The sequence below is a fragment of the Rhizobium sp. CBN3 genome (assembly GCF_030518245.1).
GTDB lineage: Bacteria > Pseudomonadota > Alphaproteobacteria > Rhizobiales > Rhizobiaceae > Rhizobium > Rhizobium aethiopicum_A.
Genome location: NZ_JAULSE010000001.1, coordinates 205,486 through 224,955, shown reverse-complemented (window position 1 = coordinate 224,955; position 19,470 = coordinate 205,486). Strand labels below are relative to the sequence as shown.

Below are 19,470 nucleotides of genomic sequence, written 5' to 3'. Positions count from 1 at the left end.
CGAAATCCACCACCGACACCGACCGTTCCACTATCGATGTCGCTGGTATTTGCCGCGGCATGGGTCAAAATGCTACGCCCTTTCTTTGTCGGGTGGGATAATGCGGCGCGACAAAAAAAGTTCCTGCCCTTCCGGAACTTTTTTACCAAGGCAGCGTTAACCGCCCATTGAACCTACGACCGGCCTGCATACGGGAGCCTTTGATGACACTTTCTACTCGAATTGCGCCGCACCTTCCTTATCTGCGTCGCTATTCCCGCGCCCTTACCGGCACCCAGACTTCAGGTGACGCTTACGTCGCCGCCGTTCTCGAAGCCATTATAGCCGACCTGTCGATCTTCCCGGATACGCCAAATGACCGGGTCGCGCTTTACAAACTGTTCACGCAACTGTTTGGTTCCACTGCGGTCCAGATTCCAGAGCCGACCTCCCCTTATGCGTGGGAACAGCGCGCCACACTCAACCTGTCCAAGGTTTCGCCGGGCGCCCGTCAGGCCTTCCTGCTCGCTTCGGTGGAGAATTTCCGCGTTGGAGAAATCGCGGAAATTCTCGAACTCGATGAACAGGACGTCATGCAGTTGCTCGACAAGGCCTCGCAGGAAATCTCCCGTCAGGTCGCAACCGACATCATGATTATCGAGGATGAACCGCTGATCGCCATGGATATAGAGCAGATGGTCGAAAGCCTCGGCCATCGCGTCACCGGCATTGCCCGCACCCATGCCGAAGCCGTCGCGCTCTACAACAGGACGAAGCCGAGCATGGTGCTCGCCGACATCCAGCTTGCCGACGGCAGTTCCGGCATAGACGCGGTCAACGACATCCTGAAGACGTCGAGCGTACCGGTGATCTTCATCACCGCATTCCCGGAACGGCTTTTGACGGGCGAACGCCCCGAACCCACTTTCCTCGTCACCAAACCGTTCAATCCCGACATGGTCAAGGCCCTGATCAGTCAAGCGCTTTTCTTCAATGAATCGACCAAGGTAGCCGCCTGAGACGCAATTTTCCGGTCCTCGGAACCAAACCGCCGAGACAGGCGTTCCGGTGCTACCGGGGCGCCCCGATGACTTTAACGGTTTTTGCAGCGCTTTATTCTAGAGTTGGCAGGCGGTTTCTGGCGGGGCGTTCCGTTCAGCGACGCTCCGAGATGTCACAGGGAAAGGCGGCCGAGTGAATACGACTGAACCATTGTCGGGCACGCCTTTCACCTTCGAAGGCAAAGCCGCAATGATGGAGCGGGCGCTCGGCAGCGCCGGGATTTCGATCCTCTGCCAGGACGCCCGGCTTTCAATCTTCTACGCCGAAAATCTGCCGCCGCATTTCGCAGCCCTTTTTATGCCCGGCGGCAGTGATGCCACTCTTTTCGGTGACGTCCACGGGCAATATCTGACGGCACTGAAACGCAAGGTGCTGGAGACTGGCATTCCCAACAATGCCGAGGTCGAGATCGATGTCGACGGCGAAATGCGCACTTATGAATTGAAGATCCAACGCACCGGCGACCGCGGCACGCTTGGACTCCTGTCCGTAATGACGGAGGTCACTGAAAGCCGGCATCGTGAAAAAGTGCTGAAATCGCTGCTGCGTGAGCTCTCGCACCGTTCGAAGAACCTTCTCGCCATCATTCAGGGCATTGCGACCCAAACTGCGCGCAACACGCTCTCGCTCGACAGCTTCCTCCTCAAGTTCCGCGGCAGGCTGCAATCGCTTTCCAATTCCCAGGACCTCGTCACGGATTCGAGCTGGCGGGGCGCTTATCTCTTCGAGCTCGCTGAAAAACAGTTCGCTCCCTACTGGCCGGAGACATCAGGCTCCATGCCGATCTACGGCATCAATGCCCATCTGACGCCGAATGCCGCCGTGCATCTCGGCCTCGCCCTCCACGAGCTCATTGTCAACTCTGCTTCCTACGGGGCAATATCAGGCGGTGCCGCCTCGATCACGTTGAACTGCCGTGAAGCGATGATCAACGACAGAAAAGCGATCGAGATCGCCTGGGCCGAAGTGCTGCAGGACCAGTCGGAAGTCCATGAGTTCAGCGACAACAGCTTCGGCCGCACCGTGCTCGAGCGTGTCGTGCCCTCGTCTGTCAACGGCAAAGCGGAATTGAGCCTTGTGCCCGGCCGCATCGAATATCGTCTGACTATTCCGGAAACCGAATTCGAAATCTTCAAGCGTGTGTGAAGCCCGACACCGCTAACAACGAAAAACAGCCGGTGCGAGGGCGGCGCACCGGCTGTCTTCACTCACCGGGAGGGGACCGTGAGTACGTCCGGATAGTGGGTTGGGGGCGCGCATGTTGGGTCGATGCGATCACCATCCGGATACCGCAATAACGGTGAAGCTCGTGTTTGGTTCCCTGGCATTCGAAAAAAATCGTGTTTTTTTGATCTTTTTTCCGATGCCCTTCCCTCGCCGCACGCTCAGATAAATCATCGGTCAGAACCGAAGAAATTAATGTTTAAAAAACAGATATTTACCGGCGCTTCGCCCAGGAGGATCCGTCAAAATTTTACCGTTTGATAAATTTTTAAACCTGAGTTACGCTTCCCCTCACAGGCCGTTTACCAATAATGAGGGAACTTCAATGGAACGACTGGAAACTGGGATTCATGCCGGCCGGCTTTCGCCCGCTGAGTATGAGGCTAATTTTTCCGATCTGCATCCGCGCCTCGACAATCACGAGGCGCTGGTCGCCGCCGACCGCTGTTATTTCTGTTATGACGCGCCGTGCATGACGGCCTGTCCCACCTCGATCGACATTCCGCTCTTTATCCGCCAGATTTCGACCGGCAATCCGCTGGGTTCGGCCAAGACGATCTTCGACCAGAACATCCTCGGCGGCATGTGCGCCCGTGTCTGTCCCACCGAAGAGCTGTGCGAACAGGCCTGCGTGCGCAACACGGCCGAGGAACGGCCCGTCGAGATCGGCCGCCTGCAGCGTTATGCGACCGATGCCGCTATGCAGACCGGCAAGCAGTTCTATGTCCGCGCTGAGGCGACAGGAAAGAAGATTGCCGTCGTCGGCGCCGGCCCGGCAGGCCTTGCCGCCGCCCATCGCCTGGCCGTGAAGGGTCATTCCGTCACGATTTACGACGGCAGGGAAAAATCCGGCGGCCTCAACGAATACGGCATCGCCACCTATAAAACAGTGGACGATTTCGCCCAGCAGGAAGTCGATTACATCATCTCGGTCGGCGGCATCGACGTCCGCCACGGCGCCCTCCTTGGCCGCGATTTCTCGCTGTCCGATCTGCAGTCGCAATATGACGCCGTCTTTCTCGGTATCGGTCTTGCCGGCGTCAATGCGCTGCGTATCGAGGGCGAAAACCTAGCCGGCGTCGACGACGCGGTCGATTTCATCGCCGCGCTCCGCCAGGCTGAAGACAAAAGCGAAATCGCCATCGGCCGCCGCGTCGTCGTGCTCGGCGGCGGCATGACGGCGATCGACGCTGCCGTGCAGGCAAAGCTGCTTGGCGCCGAGGAAGTGACCATCTGTTACCGCCGCGGCAAGGAGCACATGAACGCCTCGGAATACGAGCAGGATCTGGCCAGCTCGAAGGGCGTCATCATCCGTCACTGGCTGGCGCCGAAATCGATCCTGTCGCAGGACGGCAAAGTTGCCGCGATCGAAGTGGAATACACCAAGATCGTCGAAGGCCGCCTCGTCGGCACCGGCGAGACCGGCGTAATTGCCGCCGACCAGATCTTCAAGGCGATCGGCCAGACCTTTGATGCCGCGGGCCTCGGTGCGCTGCGCATGGAGTCCGGCCGCATCGCGGTCGACGTCGAAGGCCGCACCTCGCTCGACGGCGTCTGGGCCGGCGGCGACTGCGTGTTCGGCGGCGAAGATCTCACGGTTTCCGCCGTCGCCCATGGCCGCGACGCGGCTGAATCCATCCATCGCGCCCTCTCCGCAACAGCCGCTCCGGCTGTCGCGGTTGCTTGAAGGGGAGAATGAACAATGGCTGATCTCCGCAACAATTTCGTCGGCATCAAATCCCCGAACCCGTTCTGGCTGGCCTCCGCGCCGCCGACCGACAAGGCCTATAACGTCGAGCGCGCCTTCAAGGCCGGCTGGGGCGGCGTGGTCTGGAAGACGCTCGGCGAGGAAGGCCCGCCCGTCGTCAACGTCAACGGCCCGCGATACGGCGCGATCTTCGGCGCCGACCGCCGCCTGCTGGGCCTCAACAATATCGAGCTCATCACCGACCGCGACCTCTACACCAACCTGCGTGAAATGAAGCAGGTGAAGATGAACTGGCCGGACCGGGCGCTGATCGCCTCGATCATGGTGCCCTGCGAGGAACAGGCCTGGAAGTCGATCCTGCCGCTGGTCGAAGAGACCGGCGCCGATGGTATCGAACTCAATTTCGGCTGTCCGCACGGCATGTCGGAGCGCGGCATGGGCTCGGCCGTCGGCCAGGTCCCGGAATATATCGAAATGGTCGTGCGCTGGTGCAAGCAGTACACCCGCATGCCCGTCATCACCAAGCTGACGCCCAATATCACCGATATCCGCCGTCCTGCGCGGGCCGCCAAGGCCGGCGGCACCGACGCCGTTTCGCTGATCAACACGATCAATTCGATCGTCTCCGTCGATCTCGACAACTTCGCCCCCAACCCGACGGTCGGCGGCAAGGGCAGCCATGGCGGCTATTGCGGCCCGGCGGTCAAGCCGATCGCGCTCAACATGGTGGCCGAGATCGCCCGTGATCCCGAAACCTACGGCCTGCCGATCTCGGGGATCGGCGGCATCACCACCTGGCGGGACGCAGCCGAATTCCTGGTTCTCGGCGCCGGCAACGTCCAGATCTGCACGGCGGCGATGACCTATGGCTTCAAGATCGTGCAGGAGATGATAACGGGGCTCTCCGACTGGATGGACGAAAAGGGACATCGCAGCCTCGACGATATTACCGGCCGCGCCGTGCCCAACGTCACCGACTGGCAGTATTTGAATCTCAACTACGTCGCCAAGGCGAAGATCGATCAGGATGCCTGCATCAAATGCGGCCGCTGCCACATCGCCTGCGAGGACACCTCCCACCAGGCGATCACCAACGTCGTCAACGGTCTGCGTCATTTCGAGGTGATCGAAGAGGAATGCGTCGGCTGCAATCTCTGCGTCAACGTCTGCCCGGTCGAGAACTGCATCACCATGGAACCGCTTGCTGCCGGCACCGTCGACAGGCGTACCGGCCGTGTCGTCGATCCGAACTATGCCAACTGGACGACCCACCCGAACAATCCGATGGCCCGCCAGGCGGCGGAGTGACGGCTTCGCAACGCCGCGGACCAGCGCGTCCGCGGCGTAACGCTAGATTGCAAATCCGGATTTCCGGCTTGATGGACGACCCTGAAGCGGGAACATCATGAGGCTGCCGAAGTTAGCGCAGGCGATCTCCGCGAGAGAGCCATGCACGACCACTCAAGCAACGAAAAATCGAGACCGGCACCCCCCCATTGGAGCCGACGCCTCCCGATCGGAGCGGAGGTTGATGCCGGCGGCGTTTCGTTCCGGCTATGGGCCCCTGCCAGGGAACGCTGTTTCCTCGTGATCGAGGAAAATTCCGAATACGAGATGACGGCGGAGGAAGGCGGCTACTTCTGCCTCTATCTGCCCGGTCTGGCTGCAGGGACGCGATACCGGTTTCACTTTGGGGACGCAGGTGATCTTCTTGCCGATCCTGCCTCGCGTTTTCAGCCGGATGGTCCATCGGGGCCGTCAGTTGTCGTGGATCCGGCGCGGTATCAGTGGAATGATCACGATTGGCAAGGAATGTCTCCCTTCGGAGCCGCTCTCTACGAGCTGCACGTCGGCACCTTCACAAGGGAGGGGACCTTTGCGGCGGCCCGGGAAAAGCTGGCAAGACTCCGGTCGATTGGCATCAACTGCCTGGAAGTAATGCCGATCAACGAATTTGAAGGCGAGTTCGGCTGGGGTTACGACGGCACGTTGCTCTATGCTCCGACCCGGCTCTATGGACCACCGGATGATGTGCGCGCCTTCGTCGACGAAGCCCACCGGATCGGCATCGGGGTGATCCTCGACGTGGTCTACAATCACTTCGGTAAGGGCGAGCGTTTTTGCGAATTCACACCAGACTATTTTACCGAGCGTTATTCGAACGAGTGGGGCAAATCGATCAACTTCGATGGTCCGAACAGCCGTGGCGTTCGCGAATATGTCGCAAAGAACGCGGCCTATTGGATCGACGAATTTCATTTTGATGGCCTGCGCATCGATGCAACGCAGGCCTTGTTCGACTCAAGCCGCGAACACATCGTCACGGTTATCGTCAGGGAAGCTCGCGCAGCAGCGAGACAGCGTCAAATCTATCTCGTTAGCGAAAATGAGCCGCAACAAACCAATATGGTGCGGCCGGCTGAGGTGGGAGGGCATGGGCTGGACGCCCTGTGGAATGAGGATTTCCACCGCTCCGCGACAGTGGCGCTGACGGGCCGCAACGAAGCCTATTATCATGATTATCGCGGTACGGCTCAGGAGTTCGTTTCCGCCGCCAAATATGGTTGCCTGTTTCAGGGACAAAGATATGATTGGCAGGACAAACCACGGGGCACTGCGGGGCTCGATCTCAAGCCGTGGAATTTCGTACACTTTCTCCAAAATCACGATCAAGTCGCCAACTCCGGCACAGGAGCCAGGATCGGTCACATAACATCGCCGGCTCGCCTTCGAGCCCTGACGGCGCTCCAACTGCTGGGGCCGCAGACGCCCATGCTGTTTCAGGGGCAGGAGTTTGGTTCCTCTTCTCCGTTCTATTATTTCGCCGATCACGACGGAGAAATCGCCGACATCGTACGGCAGGGACGGCGCAGTTTTATCAGCCAATTCCCGAACCTGCGGGATGAAGAACTCATCAGACACATGGCAGACCCATGTGCTCGCGCGACGTTCGACAAGGTGAAGCTTGATTGGGCTGAATGGGAGAGGAACGCGGCAGTCGTTCAGCTTCATTGCGACCTGCTGAATCTGCGCCAGACGGATAAGGCTTTTGCTCGCCAGGCCTGCGCCCGCGACGGCGAGATGGATGGCAGTATCTTGTCCAGCACCGCCTTTCTCCTGCGATTCTTCGCGGAGGAGCCCTCTGACGAGAGACTATTGCTGATCAACTTCGGCAATGATCTCGTGATCGACAGTCTGCCGGATCCGCTTTTTGCTTCACCACAAGGTCATCAATGGCGTCTCTCGTGGTCAAGTGAGGATCCCTTATATGGTGGCAGCGGTCGCCGGCCCTATGATTTCCAGAAGCGTTGGGTATTAAACGGGGATATCGCTTTGGTTCTCGCATCCGCAGAAGTCGGCAACCGACGAAACGCCTCAGAAGTATCCATCAAGAGCTGGCAAGCCGGTATTTCGCGAGCCGAAGACGCTGGCCTCTGACTCAAATATCACTGCGCATAACCGTCCCATGAAGCGTAGCTGATCGGCAGCTCCGTTTCGTGAGCCAAGTCAGGTGGCGCCGCCGATCCTCTCTGGCCCCCTACGAGTTTCCAGATCGTGGGCGTATGGTCCCGCATGTCCACCGGTTCTCATGAAGTGCTTATCAATTTCGGCGATGATCGCTTCAGCGTTCTCTCCGGCATTTAATCGGATCAGAGCGTCCAGTTTCGCTTCCGCACGGTCATCGTTTTCCTTCGAAGACGGAGATCCGATGTAGAGGAAGTAGGCAAGACCAACGACCTGCCAGAGCAGCTGCAGGAATTCGGACTGCCAATTTTCAAAGGTGTCTCTGCCCATCTCCATGAGGTAGGCGTTGATATCAGGGGCTTGACCGTGGCTCTGCTGCTCGCCGACAAAAGCAAACCAGCCAAATAACCAATGGCCGGCGAGCGAAAATAGAAAGAAGCCGACGGTGATCCAGGCGTAGGCGTATTTCTTGAACATGATACCTCCTTTGGACAGGCGACTGGTGCGGCGAGTGCAAGATCAGCCGCATTTGAATTCCCCATCAGCTGATCCCTGGTCTGCCCTTCAAGTCCCCCCGGATTGAGAGATCGGATGCAGCAGCCGTCGCGTCGGCCCTGAAAGCGGGCAGCACCTCGCGTCCGTAGATTTCGATGAATTCGCTGCGAATTTTTCGACATCGATGCTGTAGATCACCGCCTCCTCATACCAGCTGCTGCTTCGGTTCGGCACCGCGACGGTCTCCCGTTAATCTCTGTTGCACACCTTCTAACGGTTCCGGAAGGAGGGGGTTCCTTGGGTTGCGCCAGCTCCACCGAGGCCACGGGAAGCCGGATGAAGGTCCGGCCCGGTGGAACCCGCAAGCATCACCGGTGTTCTCCCAAGATCCCAAACAAGTAGGAAAGCTTCCGATGGATCAGTCCACGACACCGCTGGGAGGTCCCGTGCGATCACCTCTCCAACCGAAATGGTGGCATACGGCAACTGTCTACCAGGTCTATCCGCGCAGCTTCTGCGATTGCAACGGAGATGGCGTCGGCGATATCCCGGGCATCTCCTCCAAGCTCGATTATTTGAAGAAACTCGGGATCGACATCATCTGGCTATCGCCGATCTACAAGTCGCCGATGGACGACAACGGCTACGACATATCCGACTATCGGGACATCGCCCCCGAGTTCGGCACACTCGCTGATTTCGACCAGTTGGTGGCGGAGGCGAAAGACAGTGGGATCGGCATCATGCTCGACCTCGTCGTCAACCATACGTCCGACGAGCATCCGTGGTTTCTTCAATCCCGTCAGGGGCCGGACAACCCGTTTCGCGACTTCTACATCTGGCGCAAACCCGCCCTGGACGGGGGACCGCCCAACGGCCTGAAATCCTCCTTCGGCGGGCCGGCCTGGACGCTCGACGCGACGACGGGCGAATATTACCTGCACATGTTTTCCCGCCGCCAGCCGGACCTCAACTGGGAGAACGAAAGGGTCCGGACAGAAATCTACGACATGATGAACTGGTGGCTCGAGCGCGGCATTGCCGGCTTCCGCATGGATGTCATCGATTATATCGGCAAGCAGGTGGACCGGGAGCTCGTCAAGGACGGACCGCATCTGCACGATTATCTGCAGGAGATGAATGCCAAGACCTTCGGCAGCCGCGATATCCTGACGGTCGGCGAGGCCTGGAGCGCCACACCCGGCGCAGCTCTCCTCTATTCCGGGCGCGAACGCCGGGAACTGTCGATGATCTTCCAGTTCGAGCACGTCACCCAGCAATGGGACGCGGTTTATGGGAAATGGCGCCCGAAGCCGTTCGACCTCGTGAATCTCAAGACGGTCCTCAGCAAGTGGCAGCTTGCCCTATCCGAAGATGGGTGGAATTCGCTCTTCTGGGGTAATCACGATTTGCCGCGCGCCGTTTCGCGCTACGGCAATGTCAGCGGCTATCACGTCGAGTCGGCCAAGATGCTGGCGACCGTGTTGCATCTCCTGAAAGGCACGCCTTTCATCTATCAAGGCGAGGAGATCGGCATGACGAACGTCCCCTTCACCTCGATCGAACAATATCGCGATATCGAAACCATCAACATGCACAGGCTGCACGTGGAGGCCGGCCTTTCACCGGAGGAATTCATCCGCGGAGCAAACGAGAACGGCCGCGATAACGCTCGCACGCCGATGCAATGGAGCGCCGCCCCCCATGGCGGTTTTTCCACAGGCGTCCCCTGGATCGAGGTCAATCCCAATTATCCGAAGGTCAACGCCGAAGCGGCCATCAAGGACGAAAAGTCGATCTGGAACCATTATCGCAAGCTGATCGCTCTGCGGAAGACCCACCCTGTCATTGTCTATGGCGAGTACAGATCCTGGCTCGACCAACACCCCGATGTCTTCGTTTATACCCGCACGCTCGACAGGAGCTGGATCATTGTGGTCGCCAACTTCACACCCAGGGACATTACGCTGAGGTTGCCGACGGAGCTCGCTATCAACGGAGAATGCCTCATCTGCAATTATGAACCAGTGCACATGATCAGCGAAACTGTTGAGCTCAAGCCGTACGAAACCTTCGCGATAGAATGTAAGTGAAGCTCTCGCGCCGGTGCGCGCTTTGCCAACCGACGGAGTGACGGTTTTCGGCGATCTCGAACCCTTTGAAAAGTTGCACCCTATGTTGGAATGACGCGATCAGCCGCCGAATGACTTCCGATAGGCATGCGGGCTCGTGCCCAGCCGCTTGCGGAAGTGGTGCCGCATCGTCGCCAGAGTGCCGAAGCCGCTTGATATCGCGATATCGTCGAGCGATACGGCAAGTTCTCTTTCGAGAAGGTCGCGCGCATGGCGCAGCCGCTCCTTCAGCAGCCATTCGCCGACGCTGAGACCCGTCGTCGCTTCGAAGCGGCGCTGGAAAGTGCGTATGCTCATGCCGGCCCTTTTGGCGAGCAGGCTGATCGGCTGTTCCTCGGCAAGGCTTGCGCGCATCCAGTCGATCAGCGGGCTGAGGCGTATGCCCTCACGTTCCTCCGGAACCGGCGCGCCGATGAACTGCGCTTGCCCGCCTTCGCGGTGCGGCGGCACGATGAGGCGGCGGGCGACGCTGTTTGCCGCCTCCGAGCCGAAATCGCCGCGTACCACATGCAGGCAGAGATCGATGCCGGCGGCGCTGCCGGCCGCTGTCAGCAGGCTGCCCTCGTCGATGTAGAGTACATCCGCGTCGAGCGTGATGTCGGGATAACGCGCCGCGATCGAATTGACATAGCGCCAATGTGTTGTCGCCCTGCGGTTGGCAAGCAGTCCGGCGCCGGCAAGGACTGCAACGCCGGAACAGAGCGACATGATGCGCGCGCCGCGCTGATGCGCTGCCTTGAGAGCGGCGGCAAGCGGTTCCGGCACCGGCGCATCGATCGACCGCCAGCCGGGCACGACGATCAGGTCTGCCGCGTCGAGCACTTCCAGCCCCCTGTCGACCGCGACCGTCAATCCGCCGGCGGCGCGAAGCGGCCCCAGCTCGATGCCGCAGACGGAGAAGCGATACCACCCCTCGCCCATCTCGGGACGCGGCAGGCCGAAGACCTCATAAGCTATCCCGAATTCGAAGGTGCAGAGCCCGTCATAGGCAAGCACCGCGACCAGCGGTCCGTTCGTCTTCGGAGATATGTTTGGCATGATCTTTACGCTGTCAGTCATGATGGCCAATTTCGCCAAGCTTTAACATCGGCGATATCAGGGTGCAATCCAGCACGAAAGGAAAGACCGATGCCAAGCGCCGTCTCCGAAATCCCCGCCGCCGAGCCTGACCTCGCCGCCGCCCATTATGCCGCTAAGCTCGCCTTCGAGACCGATTGTTCGGATGTCCGCGCCGCTTTCGCAGCTGGAAAGGTCGATTTCGTTCTTCTCGATGTGCGCTCGCCGGCACTGTTTGCGCAGTCCCATGTGCCGGGCGCGATTAACCTGCCGCACGGCAAGATGACCGCACATCGCATGTCGGAATGGGCAAGAAACACGCTCTTCGTCGTCTATTGCGCTGGTCCTCATTGCAACGGCGCCGACAAGGCGGCCTTTCGCCTTGCCAAGCTCGGCCTCAGAGCCAAGCTGATGATCGGCGGCATGACCGGCTGGGCCGATGAGGGTTTTGCCTTCGAAACCGAAACCATCGCTGCCGAATAACAGAAGGCTCCCCTCCACGATGCGCAGGGAGCCTCATGTCTCAAAACTCAATGACGATCTTGCCGAAGGGGCCTCGATAGAGATGATCGAGCGCCTGCGGCAGCTCTTCGAAGCCATAACGCCTGTCGATAACAGGCTTCAGCCCGGTCTGGTCGACGGCGCGCACCAGATCCTCCAGTGCCCTGCGGTGACCGACCGTAATTCCCTGCAGGACGGGCGCCTTGAGAAGCAGTGGCGCCACCGGCGCCGAGATCTCAAAACCCTCGAGGACGCCGATCACCGAAATGCGGCCGTTAATCGCCACAGCCTTCAGCGCTTGGCCGAGATGTGGTCCGCCGACGATTTCGAGCACGTGGTCGGCGCCGTAATCGCCGGTCAGTTGATGGAACTGCGCCACCCAGTCGCCCTCGTGCCGGTTGATCAGATGATCGGCGCCGAGCGCCAGCGCCCGGTCGAGCTTTGCGCTACTGCCTGACGTGATGAAGACCTCGGCGCCATGCGCCTTGGCGATCTGCAGGCCGAAGAGCGCGACGCCGCCGGTTCCCTGCACCAGCACCTTGTCGCCAGCCTTGAGCTTGCCGCATTCGATTAGCGCGAACCATGCCGTCAGTCCGGCGCAGGGCAGCGTGCTCGCTTCGGCGGCATCGAGCGTTTTCGGCGCAGGCGTGAACCACTCCTCGGAAAGCACCGTGTGTTCGGTCAGCACCCCCGGATAGAAACCGCCGCGCGTCTGGTAGGGTAGATTATGCGCGGTGCCCGGCCCGCGTCCGTCGATCCAATCCGGGGAAAAGGTGGAGATAACTCGATCTCCGGGTTTGAAGCGTGTGACGTCCGGCCCGACGGCCTCGACCACGCCTGCCATGTCCGAGGCCGGCACAAAGGGAAACTGCAGCGGCAGTCCCATGCCGCTCTCGAGCACAAGCCTGTCGCGGAAATTGAGGGAAACCGCCTGCGTCCGCACCCGGATCATCCTGCCGGACACGTCGGGAATTCTCGCTTCACCGATCTTCAGATTGGCTTCCGGCCCAACGGCATCGGTTTGCCACTGCTTTGTCGTCTGCATCTCCTGCTCCTTCTCGATTGGAGGAGCGGCAGGTATATCGTTGAATATTCATCGCCTGTTGCGATATTATGTCGTCAAACTGGTGCCATAAAGGAAACAAAGATGGAGCAATTGAAGGGGATTGCGATCTTCGTCCAAACGGTCGAAGCCGGCGGTTTCTCCGCCGCCGCCGAACGACTTCACCTCACCCGCTCGGCAGTCAGCAAGACGATCGCAAGGCTCGAACAGCGACTCGACATCCGGCTCTTCAACCGCACGACCCGGACCCAGAGCCTGACCGACGAGGGCCGGTTCTTCTATGAGCGGTGCCTAAGAGCCATCGAGGAAATCCGGATCGGCGAGGCCCAACTTGAATCAGGCAGGCGCGAGGTCCGCGGCAGGCTGAGGGTATCGATGCCGGCGCTGTTTGGGCGCCATTGCGCCGCTCCGATCCTGACCCGCCTGCTCGACGACCACCCCGATCTCGAATTGGACTTATCCTTCAGCGATCGCGTCGTCGATCTCCTGGAGGACGGCTTCGACCTTGCCGTCCGCAACGGTCCGCTGAAGGACAATCCCGACCTGATGGCGCGAACGATCGCCCGGCAGTCCATGACGGTCTGCGCCTCGCCCGCTTATCTCGAAAACTACGGCGTGCCGCAAACGCTCGACGATCTCGCCTGCCATCACGGCATCGTCTATCGCAGGGGTGACAATGACAAGGCCTGGACCTTCCCGACTCCGGCCGGTCCCCCACGCGAAGTTCTGCCGAAATCACGGCTGCGGCTCGACGATCTCGCCTCGATTGCAGACGCCGCGGTTGAAGGCCGCGGGCTTGCCTGGCTGACCTGCTGGCTGGTGCGGGACGAGGTCCTCTCAGGTGCACTCGTGCGGGTTCTGACCGATATACCATCCAGCCTATTTGAAGCCTATGCCGTCTGGCCGCGATCGCCGGTAATGCTGCCGAAAGTGCGTCTTGCCATCGATACGCTGGCTGCCGAACTGCCGGCGATCATGAGCTGAAAAAGGCATCCTCTCAGGAAATCGAGCTGTCAGCCAAGCTCCGGCCGCAGGCCGCCGATGAAGAGTTGCTCCAGAAACCGCGCGGCATCCTCGAAGCGCCCTTCGCCGGAATGTTCCTGCCCCAGCACCGCGCGAACTTGGACGTCGAAGTCGGCATAATGCTGCGTCGTCGACCAGATCGAGAAGATCAGGTGGTAGGGATCGCATTCGACGATCTTGCCTGATTTCGCCCAGGCGCGAATGACCTCCGCCTTCTCGTCGACCAGTTGCTTCAGCGGGCCCTTCAATTCGTCCTCGATATGCGGTGCGCCCTGCAGCACCTCATTGGCGAACAGCCGGCTCTCGCGCGGAAAATCGCGCGCCATCTCCAGCTTGCGTCTGATGTAGCTGCGGATTTCTTCTTCCGGGTTGCCCTCGGCGTCGAAGGCCCGCAGCGGCTCCAGCCAGGTATAGAGGACTCGGTCGATCAGCGCCCGGTGCATCGCTTCCTTGGTGCGGAAATAATAAAGCAGATTGGGTTTCGACATGCCCGCGACTTCGGCGATCTGGTCGATGGTCGAACCGCGAAAGCCGCGTGCGGAAAACACGTCGAGCGCCGCCTCCAGAATCTGCTCTTCCTTCTCCTCCTGGATTCGCGTTCGCCTCAGGGTCTTCGCTGCTCTCGGAATAGCCATCGGCTATTGTTTCCCCTTGATATTCAACTTCTTCCCTCAAATTTCGGCTGAGGCGGCCCCTGCCGTTTTCTTGAGCAACTGACCGCATTTTTATCGGCGATTTTCGTGATTTTCGTCTTGAGCCCAGCGGTGGAAGTTGTAATGTTTACCAATCGGTCAAATATCCGTCAGATGAAAAACAAAGGCAACTGGCGATTTTCCAGCGCTCGACAAAACCAATAAGAGGCGCGGGAAAGGACCACGGGAACAGGCGGGCATGCCCCTTGCATGACTGCCGCAAACAGGTGAGGGCTTGAAGAATGGTGGCAGCACCAGGCGAGAACATGCGCGTCAATGGCGACCGTCTCTGGGACAGTCTCATGGACATGGCGAAAATCGGCCCCGGAATCGCCGGCGGCAATAACCGCCAGACGCTGACGGATTCGGATGCCGAGGGCCGAAGCCTTTTCAAGACATGGTGCGACGAAGCCGGCCTGACGATGGGCGTCGACCAAATGGGCACGATGTTCGCCACCCGCCCCGGCACCGATCCCGACGCCCTGCCGGTCTATGTCGGCTCGCATCTCGACACCCAACCGACCGGCGGCAAATATGATGGCGTGCTTGGCGTGCTCTCGGCCCTCGAAATCGTGCGCACGATGAACGACCTCGGCATCAAGACCAAGCATCCGATCGTCGTCACCAACTGGACGAACGAGGAAGGCGCGCGTTTTGCCCCGGCTATGCTCGCTTCAGGCGTCTTCGCCGGCGTGCACAGCCTGGACTTCGCCTATAACCGCAGGGATCCCGAGGGCAATCTGTTTGGCGACGAGCTCAAGCGCATCGGCTGGGTCGGCGACGAAGAGGTCGGCGCCCGCAAGATGCACGCCTATTTCGAATATCATATCGAGCAAGGTCCGATCCTCGAAGCCGAAGACAAGCAGATCGGCGTCGTCACCCACTGTCAGGGCCTGTGGTGGCTGGAATTCACGCTGACCGGCAAGGAAGCCCATACCGGCTCGACGCCGATGAACATGCGCGTCAATGCCGGCCTTGCCATGTCACGCATCCTGGAAATGGTCCAGGCTGTCGCGATGAGCGAGCAGCCGGGCGCCGTCGGCGGCGTCGGCCAAGTCTTCTTCTCGCCGAATTCCCGCAACGTGCTGCCGGGCAAAGTGGTCTTCACTGTCGACATCCGCTCGCCCGACAAGGCCAAGCTCGATCGCATGCGGGCAAAGATCGAGGCTGAGGCTCCTGGCGTCTGCGACGCGCTGGGCGTCGGCTGTTCCATCGAGGCGATCGGCCATTTCGCGCCGGTCACCTTCGACGAAAAGCTCGTCACCTCCGTTCGATCAGCCGCCGAACGCCTTGGCTACAGCCACATGAACCTCATCTCCGGCGCCGGCCACGACGCCTGCTGGGCCGCCAAGGTTGCCCCCGCGACCATGGTCATGTGCCCCTGCGTCGGCGGGCTCTCGCACAACGAAGCGGAAGAGATTTCCAAGGAATGGGCGACAGCGGGTGCCGATGTGCTGTTCCATGCGGTGGTCGAGACGGCGGAGATCGTGGCGTGATGTCCAACGCAGCGCCCGGAGCCCCCTCATCCGACCCTTCGGGCCACCTTCTCCCCGCTGGGGAGAAGGAAATGTTGGACGTCGCGGCCTCCCCCTTCTCCCCTCGGGGAGAAGGTGCCCGAAGGGCGGATGAGGGGGCTCCGGGCGCGACCAAAATTATCAAACAGGATATCCGCAAACCTCGCCCGGTCAAAACAGCACAAGCGCGACAACTTCGTCAAAATGAAACCGAAGAAGAATATCACCTCTGGAGCGACCTGCGTGCGCGTCGGCTGAACGGCTACAAATTCGCACGGAAAGTCCCGCTCGGCCCATTCATTGTAGACTTCCTCTGTCGTGAAAAACGCTTGATCGTCGAAGTCGACGGCTTCCAGCATGCCGATAGCGTCACCGATCAACCCCGGACCGAATGGCTCAATGCCAACGGCTATTCGGTCCTGCGCTTCTGGAATCAGGAAATCTCGCGCGAACGACGCTCGGTTCTTGAAACGATCCTGGCTGCATTACAGGCCCGCCTCGAATTCAGCTCCCAATTGCCGAGCTTTTATTCGCCTGCCGAACAACGAATAAAGAGTAGGGAACGATCATGACCACAGTCATCAAGAACGGCACCATCGTCACCGCCGACCTCACCTATAAGGCTGACGTCAAGATCGACGGCGGCAAGATCGTCGAAATCGGTCCGAACCTCTCGGGCGACGAGGAACTCGATGCCTCCGGCTGTTACGTCATGCCCGGCGGCATCGATCCGCACACCCATCTCGAAATGCCCTTCATGGGCACCTACTCCTCCGACGATTTCGAGAGCGGCACGCGCGCAGCCCTTTCCGGCGGCACGACCATGGTCGTCGATTTTGCCCTTCCCGCCCCCGGCCAATCGCTGCTCGAGGCGCTGACCATGTGGGACAACAAATCGACCCGCGCCAATTGCGACTATTCCTTCCACATGGCGGTCACCTGGTGGAGCGAGCAGGTCTTCAAGGAGATGGAGACCATCGTCCGCGACAAGGGCATCAACACCTTCAAGCACTTCATGGCCTATAAGGGTGCGCTGATGGTCGATGACGACGAGATGTTCGCCTCGTTCCAGCGCTGCGCCGAGCTCGGCGCGCTGCCGCTGGTGCATGCCGAAAACGGTGATGTCGTCGCCTCGATGTCGGCAAAGCTGCTCGCCGAGGGCAATAACGGCCCCGAGGCGCATGCCTATTCCCGGCCGGCTGAAGTCGAGGGTGAGGCCACCAATCGCGCCATCATGATCGCCGACATGGCCGGCTGCCCTGTTTACATTGTCCACACCTCCTGCGAGCAGGCGCATGAAGCGATCCGCCGGGCCCGCGCCAAGGGCATGCGCGTCTATGGCGAACCACTGATCCAGCACCTGACGCTCGACGAGAGCGAATATTCCAATCCCGACTGGGATCATGCCGCACGCCGCGTCATGTCGCCGCCCTTCCGCAGCAAGCAGCATCAGGATAGCCTCTGGGCCGGGCTCGCCTCCGGTTCGTTGCAAGTGGTCGCAACCGACCACTGCGCTTTCACCACGGCGCAGAAACGTTTCGGTGTCGGTGACTTCACCAAGATCCCGAACGGCACCGGCGGCCTTGAAGATCGCATGCCGATGCTATGGACACACGGTGTCAATACCGGCCGGCTGACGATGAACGAGTTCGTCGCCGTCACTTCGACCAACATCGCCAAGATTCTCAACATCTATCCGAAGAAGGGCGCGATCCTCGTCGGCGCCGATGCCGATATTGTCGTCTGGGACCCCAACCGTTCGAAGGTCATCTCCTCCAAGAACCAGCAATCGGCGATCGACTACAACGTCTTCGAGGGCAAGGAAGTGACTGGCCTGCCCCGCTACACGCTGACGCGTGGCGTGGTGGCCATCGAGGAAAGCACGATCAAGACCCGCGAGGGGCACGGCGAGTTCGTCAGGCGCGAACCGGTGACAGCCGTCAGCAAGGCACTGTCCACCTGGAAGGAGATCACCTCTCCGCGCAAAGTGGAACGCAGCGGCATCCCGGCAACCGGCGTATGACGATGGCGCATGACGATACGGCCATCAACCGGGGAACGACGCCTCCATGCGGATGACCTCACGCCGGCACCAACGCGTCCAGCTCCGGCAGAAGCACGACGCTTTCCTGCTCGTGCGGATCGGTGCGCGCAATGACCGCCGTGCAGGGCGTGCTGCTGAGGTTCGCAGGCATATGCGGCACGCCGGCCGGGATGTAGAAGAGCTCGCCGGCATGGGTGATGACGTGATTCTCCAGTTGGTCGCCGTACCAGGTATGAGCCTCGCCGGAGAGCACGTAGATCGCCGTCTCATGCGCCTCGTGCAGGTGCGCCTTGGCACGCACGCCGGGCGGGATCGTCAGGAGGTGCATGCAGATGCCCGTGGCGCCGACAGTCTCGGCCGCTATCCCTTCGAAATAGCTGAGCCCCTGCTTGCCGTCATAGGCGTGCTTGGGACGAACGATGTGGCAGGTGGGTTTTGATGTCGCGTCCATTTTCTTCCTCCAAGAATTGCGCCGCCGGCAAAGCCGGCAGCGATGGTAACATGCAAACCGCCGTCAAGCGGGGAAAACAAGATCGGTCGCATTGATGCAAGCACCCTCCGTCGTATCCGCCAAGGACCTCTGTCTCACCTACCAGGCGAATGACGGCCCGGTGCGGGCGCTGAGCGATGTCAATCTCGATGTCCGCAAGGGCGATTTCGTCTCTTTCATCGGCCCGTCCGGCTGCGGCAAGACGACTTTCCTCCGCGTCATCGCCGATCTCGAAAGGAGCACCTCGGGCGAAATCTCGATCAACGGCATGACGCCGGCGGAGGCGCGCAAAGCCCGCGCCTACGGCTACGTCTTTCAGGCGCCGGCGCTCTATCCCTGGCGCACCATCGAGAACAATATTGCCTTGCCCTTGGAGATCATGGGCTACCGCGGCGCCGATCGGACGAGGCGCATCGCCGAGGCGCTCGATCTCGTCGGTCTTTCCGGCTTCGAGAAGAAATTCCCCTGGCAGCTTTCCGGCGGCATGCAGCAACGCGCCTCGATCGCCCGCGCGCTCGCCTTCGACGCCGACCTGCTATTGATGGACGAGCCCTTCGGCGCGCTTGACGAGATCGTCCGCGACCATCTGAACGAAGAGCTGCTGAAACTCTGGGCCCGCACCAACAAGACGATCTGCTTCGTCACCCACTCCATCCCCGAGGCGGTCTACCTCTCGACCAAGATCGTGGTGATGTCGCCGCGCCCCGGCCGCGTCACCGACGTGATCGACTCCACGCTTCCGGCCGAACGCCCGCTCGACATCCGCGACACGCCGGAGTTCCTGGAAATCGCCCACCGCGTCCGCGAGGGGCTGAGGACGGGGCATAGCCATGAGGTTTAGGCGCGAGTTGTTGGAAAAGACCCCTCCCCAACCCCTCCCCACAAGGGGGAGGGGCTTTGGCGCTCGCAGCAATCCCTCGTCTTCTGACGCAACGCTACAACAAGCTGTGATCTTGCCATGGAAGACAAAGCGGGCCGCAGGCTTGCCCCTCCCCCTTGTGGGGAGGGGTTGGGGAGGGGTT

At 60.4% G+C, this 19,470-nt stretch carries 17 protein-coding genes; 12 read left to right on the top strand and 5 right to left on the bottom strand.

Annotated elements, in window-relative coordinates; translation table 11 throughout:
• Positions 1–203 precede the first annotated feature (203 nt).
• The 5 genes from QWJ46_RS01160 (at position 204) to treZ (ending at position 7,411) form a co-directional block, all read left to right on the top strand.
• Complete coding sequence (locus QWJ46_RS01160; protein WP_302748700.1) at positions 204–998, top strand: response regulator; 795 nt, start codon at positions 204–206, stop codon at positions 996–998.
• A gap of 193 nt (positions 999–1,191) precedes the next feature.
• Positions 1,192–2,187, top strand: a complete 996-nt coding sequence (locus QWJ46_RS01155) for a sensor histidine kinase (protein ID WP_302748896.1) — start codon at positions 1,192–1,194, stop codon at positions 2,185–2,187.
• Between the two features lie 403 nt (positions 2,188–2,590).
• A complete protein-coding gene (locus QWJ46_RS01150; protein ID WP_302748699.1) occupies positions 2,591–3,952 on the top strand; it encodes an NAD(P)-dependent oxidoreductase in 1,362 nt (453 codons plus the stop codon).
• A gap of 15 nt (positions 3,953–3,967) precedes the next feature.
• Entirely contained in the window at positions 3,968–5,281 is a 1,314-nt protein-coding gene (gene preA, locus QWJ46_RS01145) for an NAD-dependent dihydropyrimidine dehydrogenase subunit PreA (RefSeq protein ID WP_184453758.1), read from the top strand.
• A gap of 141 nt (positions 5,282–5,422) precedes the next feature.
• Complete coding sequence (gene treZ / locus QWJ46_RS01140; protein WP_302748698.1) at positions 5,423–7,411, top strand: malto-oligosyltrehalose trehalohydrolase; 1,989 nt, start codon at positions 5,423–5,425, stop codon at positions 7,409–7,411.
• A 69-nt stretch (positions 7,412–7,480) separates the two neighbouring features.
• Here the strand turns inward: treZ and QWJ46_RS01135 are convergent, their stop codons facing one another.
• The gene (locus tag QWJ46_RS01135; protein ID WP_302748697.1) at positions 7,481–7,915 is read right to left on the bottom strand and encodes a DUF6766 family protein; all 435 of its coding nucleotides are present in this window, start codon (positions 7,913–7,915) and stop codon (positions 7,481–7,483) included.
• A 431-nt stretch (positions 7,916–8,346) separates the two neighbouring features.
• Here QWJ46_RS01135 and QWJ46_RS01130 point away from each other — a divergent pair, with 431 nt between their 5' ends.
• A complete protein-coding gene (locus QWJ46_RS01130) occupies positions 8,347–10,026 on the top strand; it encodes an alpha-glucosidase (protein WP_302748696.1) in 1,680 nt (559 codons plus the stop codon).
• Positions 10,027–10,125: 99 nt separating this feature from the next.
• Here QWJ46_RS01130 and ftrA read toward each other — a convergent pair whose 3' ends face one another.
• On the bottom strand, positions 10,126–11,124 hold the full coding sequence (gene ftrA / locus QWJ46_RS01125; protein ID WP_302748695.1) for a transcriptional regulator FtrA: 999 nt from the start codon (positions 11,122–11,124) through the stop codon (positions 10,126–10,128).
• Positions 11,125–11,193: 69 nt separating this feature from the next.
• Between ftrA and QWJ46_RS01120 the strand changes: the two genes are divergently transcribed.
• Complete coding sequence (locus tag QWJ46_RS01120) at positions 11,194–11,604, top strand: rhodanese-like domain-containing protein (RefSeq protein WP_302748694.1); 411 nt, start codon at positions 11,194–11,196, stop codon at positions 11,602–11,604.
• A 40-nt stretch (positions 11,605–11,644) separates the two neighbouring features.
• On the opposite strand, the gene QWJ46_RS01115 is transcribed toward QWJ46_RS01120, so the two are convergent.
• Positions 11,645–12,667, bottom strand: coding sequence for an NAD(P)-dependent alcohol dehydrogenase (locus tag QWJ46_RS01115; RefSeq protein WP_302748693.1), 1,023 nt, complete (start codon positions 12,665–12,667; stop codon positions 11,645–11,647).
• Between the two features lie 102 nt (positions 12,668–12,769).
• Between QWJ46_RS01115 and QWJ46_RS01110 the strand changes: the two genes are divergently transcribed.
• Positions 12,770–13,669, top strand: a complete 900-nt coding sequence (locus tag QWJ46_RS01110; RefSeq protein ID WP_302748692.1) for a LysR family transcriptional regulator — start codon at positions 12,770–12,772, stop codon at positions 13,667–13,669.
• Positions 13,670–13,698: 29 nt separating this feature from the next.
• Here the strand turns inward: QWJ46_RS01110 and QWJ46_RS01105 are convergent, their stop codons facing one another.
• Positions 13,699–14,343 carry a TetR family transcriptional regulator C-terminal domain-containing protein gene (locus QWJ46_RS01105; protein ID WP_184453741.1) on the bottom strand — a complete coding sequence of 215 codons (645 nt, stop codon included), beginning with the start codon at positions 14,341–14,343 and terminating at the stop codon, positions 13,699–13,701.
• Positions 14,344–14,642: 299 nt separating this feature from the next.
• Between QWJ46_RS01105 and QWJ46_RS01100 the strand changes: the two genes are divergently transcribed.
• The 3 genes from QWJ46_RS01100 to hydA are packed head-to-tail and all read left to right on the top strand — an operon-like array spanning position 14,643 to position 17,937.
• Positions 14,643–15,896 carry a Zn-dependent hydrolase gene (locus QWJ46_RS01100; protein ID WP_302748691.1) on the top strand — a complete coding sequence of 418 codons (1,254 nt, stop codon included), beginning with the start codon at positions 14,643–14,645 and terminating at the stop codon, positions 15,894–15,896.
• Positions 15,896–16,486 carry an endonuclease domain-containing protein gene (locus QWJ46_RS01095; protein ID WP_302748690.1) on the top strand — a complete coding sequence of 197 codons (591 nt, stop codon included), beginning with the start codon at positions 15,896–15,898 and terminating at the stop codon, positions 16,484–16,486. Before QWJ46_RS01100 ends, QWJ46_RS01095 begins: the two co-directional genes overlap by 1 nt.
• Positions 16,483–17,937: a dihydropyrimidinase gene (gene hydA / locus QWJ46_RS01090; protein ID WP_302748689.1), complete on the top strand. Its 1,455-nt coding sequence runs from the start codon at positions 16,483–16,485 to the stop codon at positions 17,935–17,937. The genes QWJ46_RS01095 and hydA overlap by 4 nt, the downstream gene beginning before the upstream one ends.
• Before the next feature lie 58 nt (positions 17,938–17,995).
• On the opposite strand, the gene QWJ46_RS01085 is transcribed toward hydA, so the two are convergent.
• The gene (locus QWJ46_RS01085) at positions 17,996–18,409 is read right to left on the bottom strand and encodes a cupin domain-containing protein (RefSeq protein WP_184453733.1); all 414 of its coding nucleotides are present in this window, start codon (positions 18,407–18,409) and stop codon (positions 17,996–17,998) included.
• Between the two features lie 94 nt (positions 18,410–18,503).
• Here QWJ46_RS01085 and QWJ46_RS01080 point away from each other — a divergent pair, with 94 nt between their 5' ends.
• The gene (locus QWJ46_RS01080; protein ID WP_085779168.1) at positions 18,504–19,289 is read left to right on the top strand and encodes an ABC transporter ATP-binding protein; all 786 of its coding nucleotides are present in this window, start codon (positions 18,504–18,506) and stop codon (positions 19,287–19,289) included.
• Positions 19,290–19,470 lie beyond the last annotated feature (181 nt).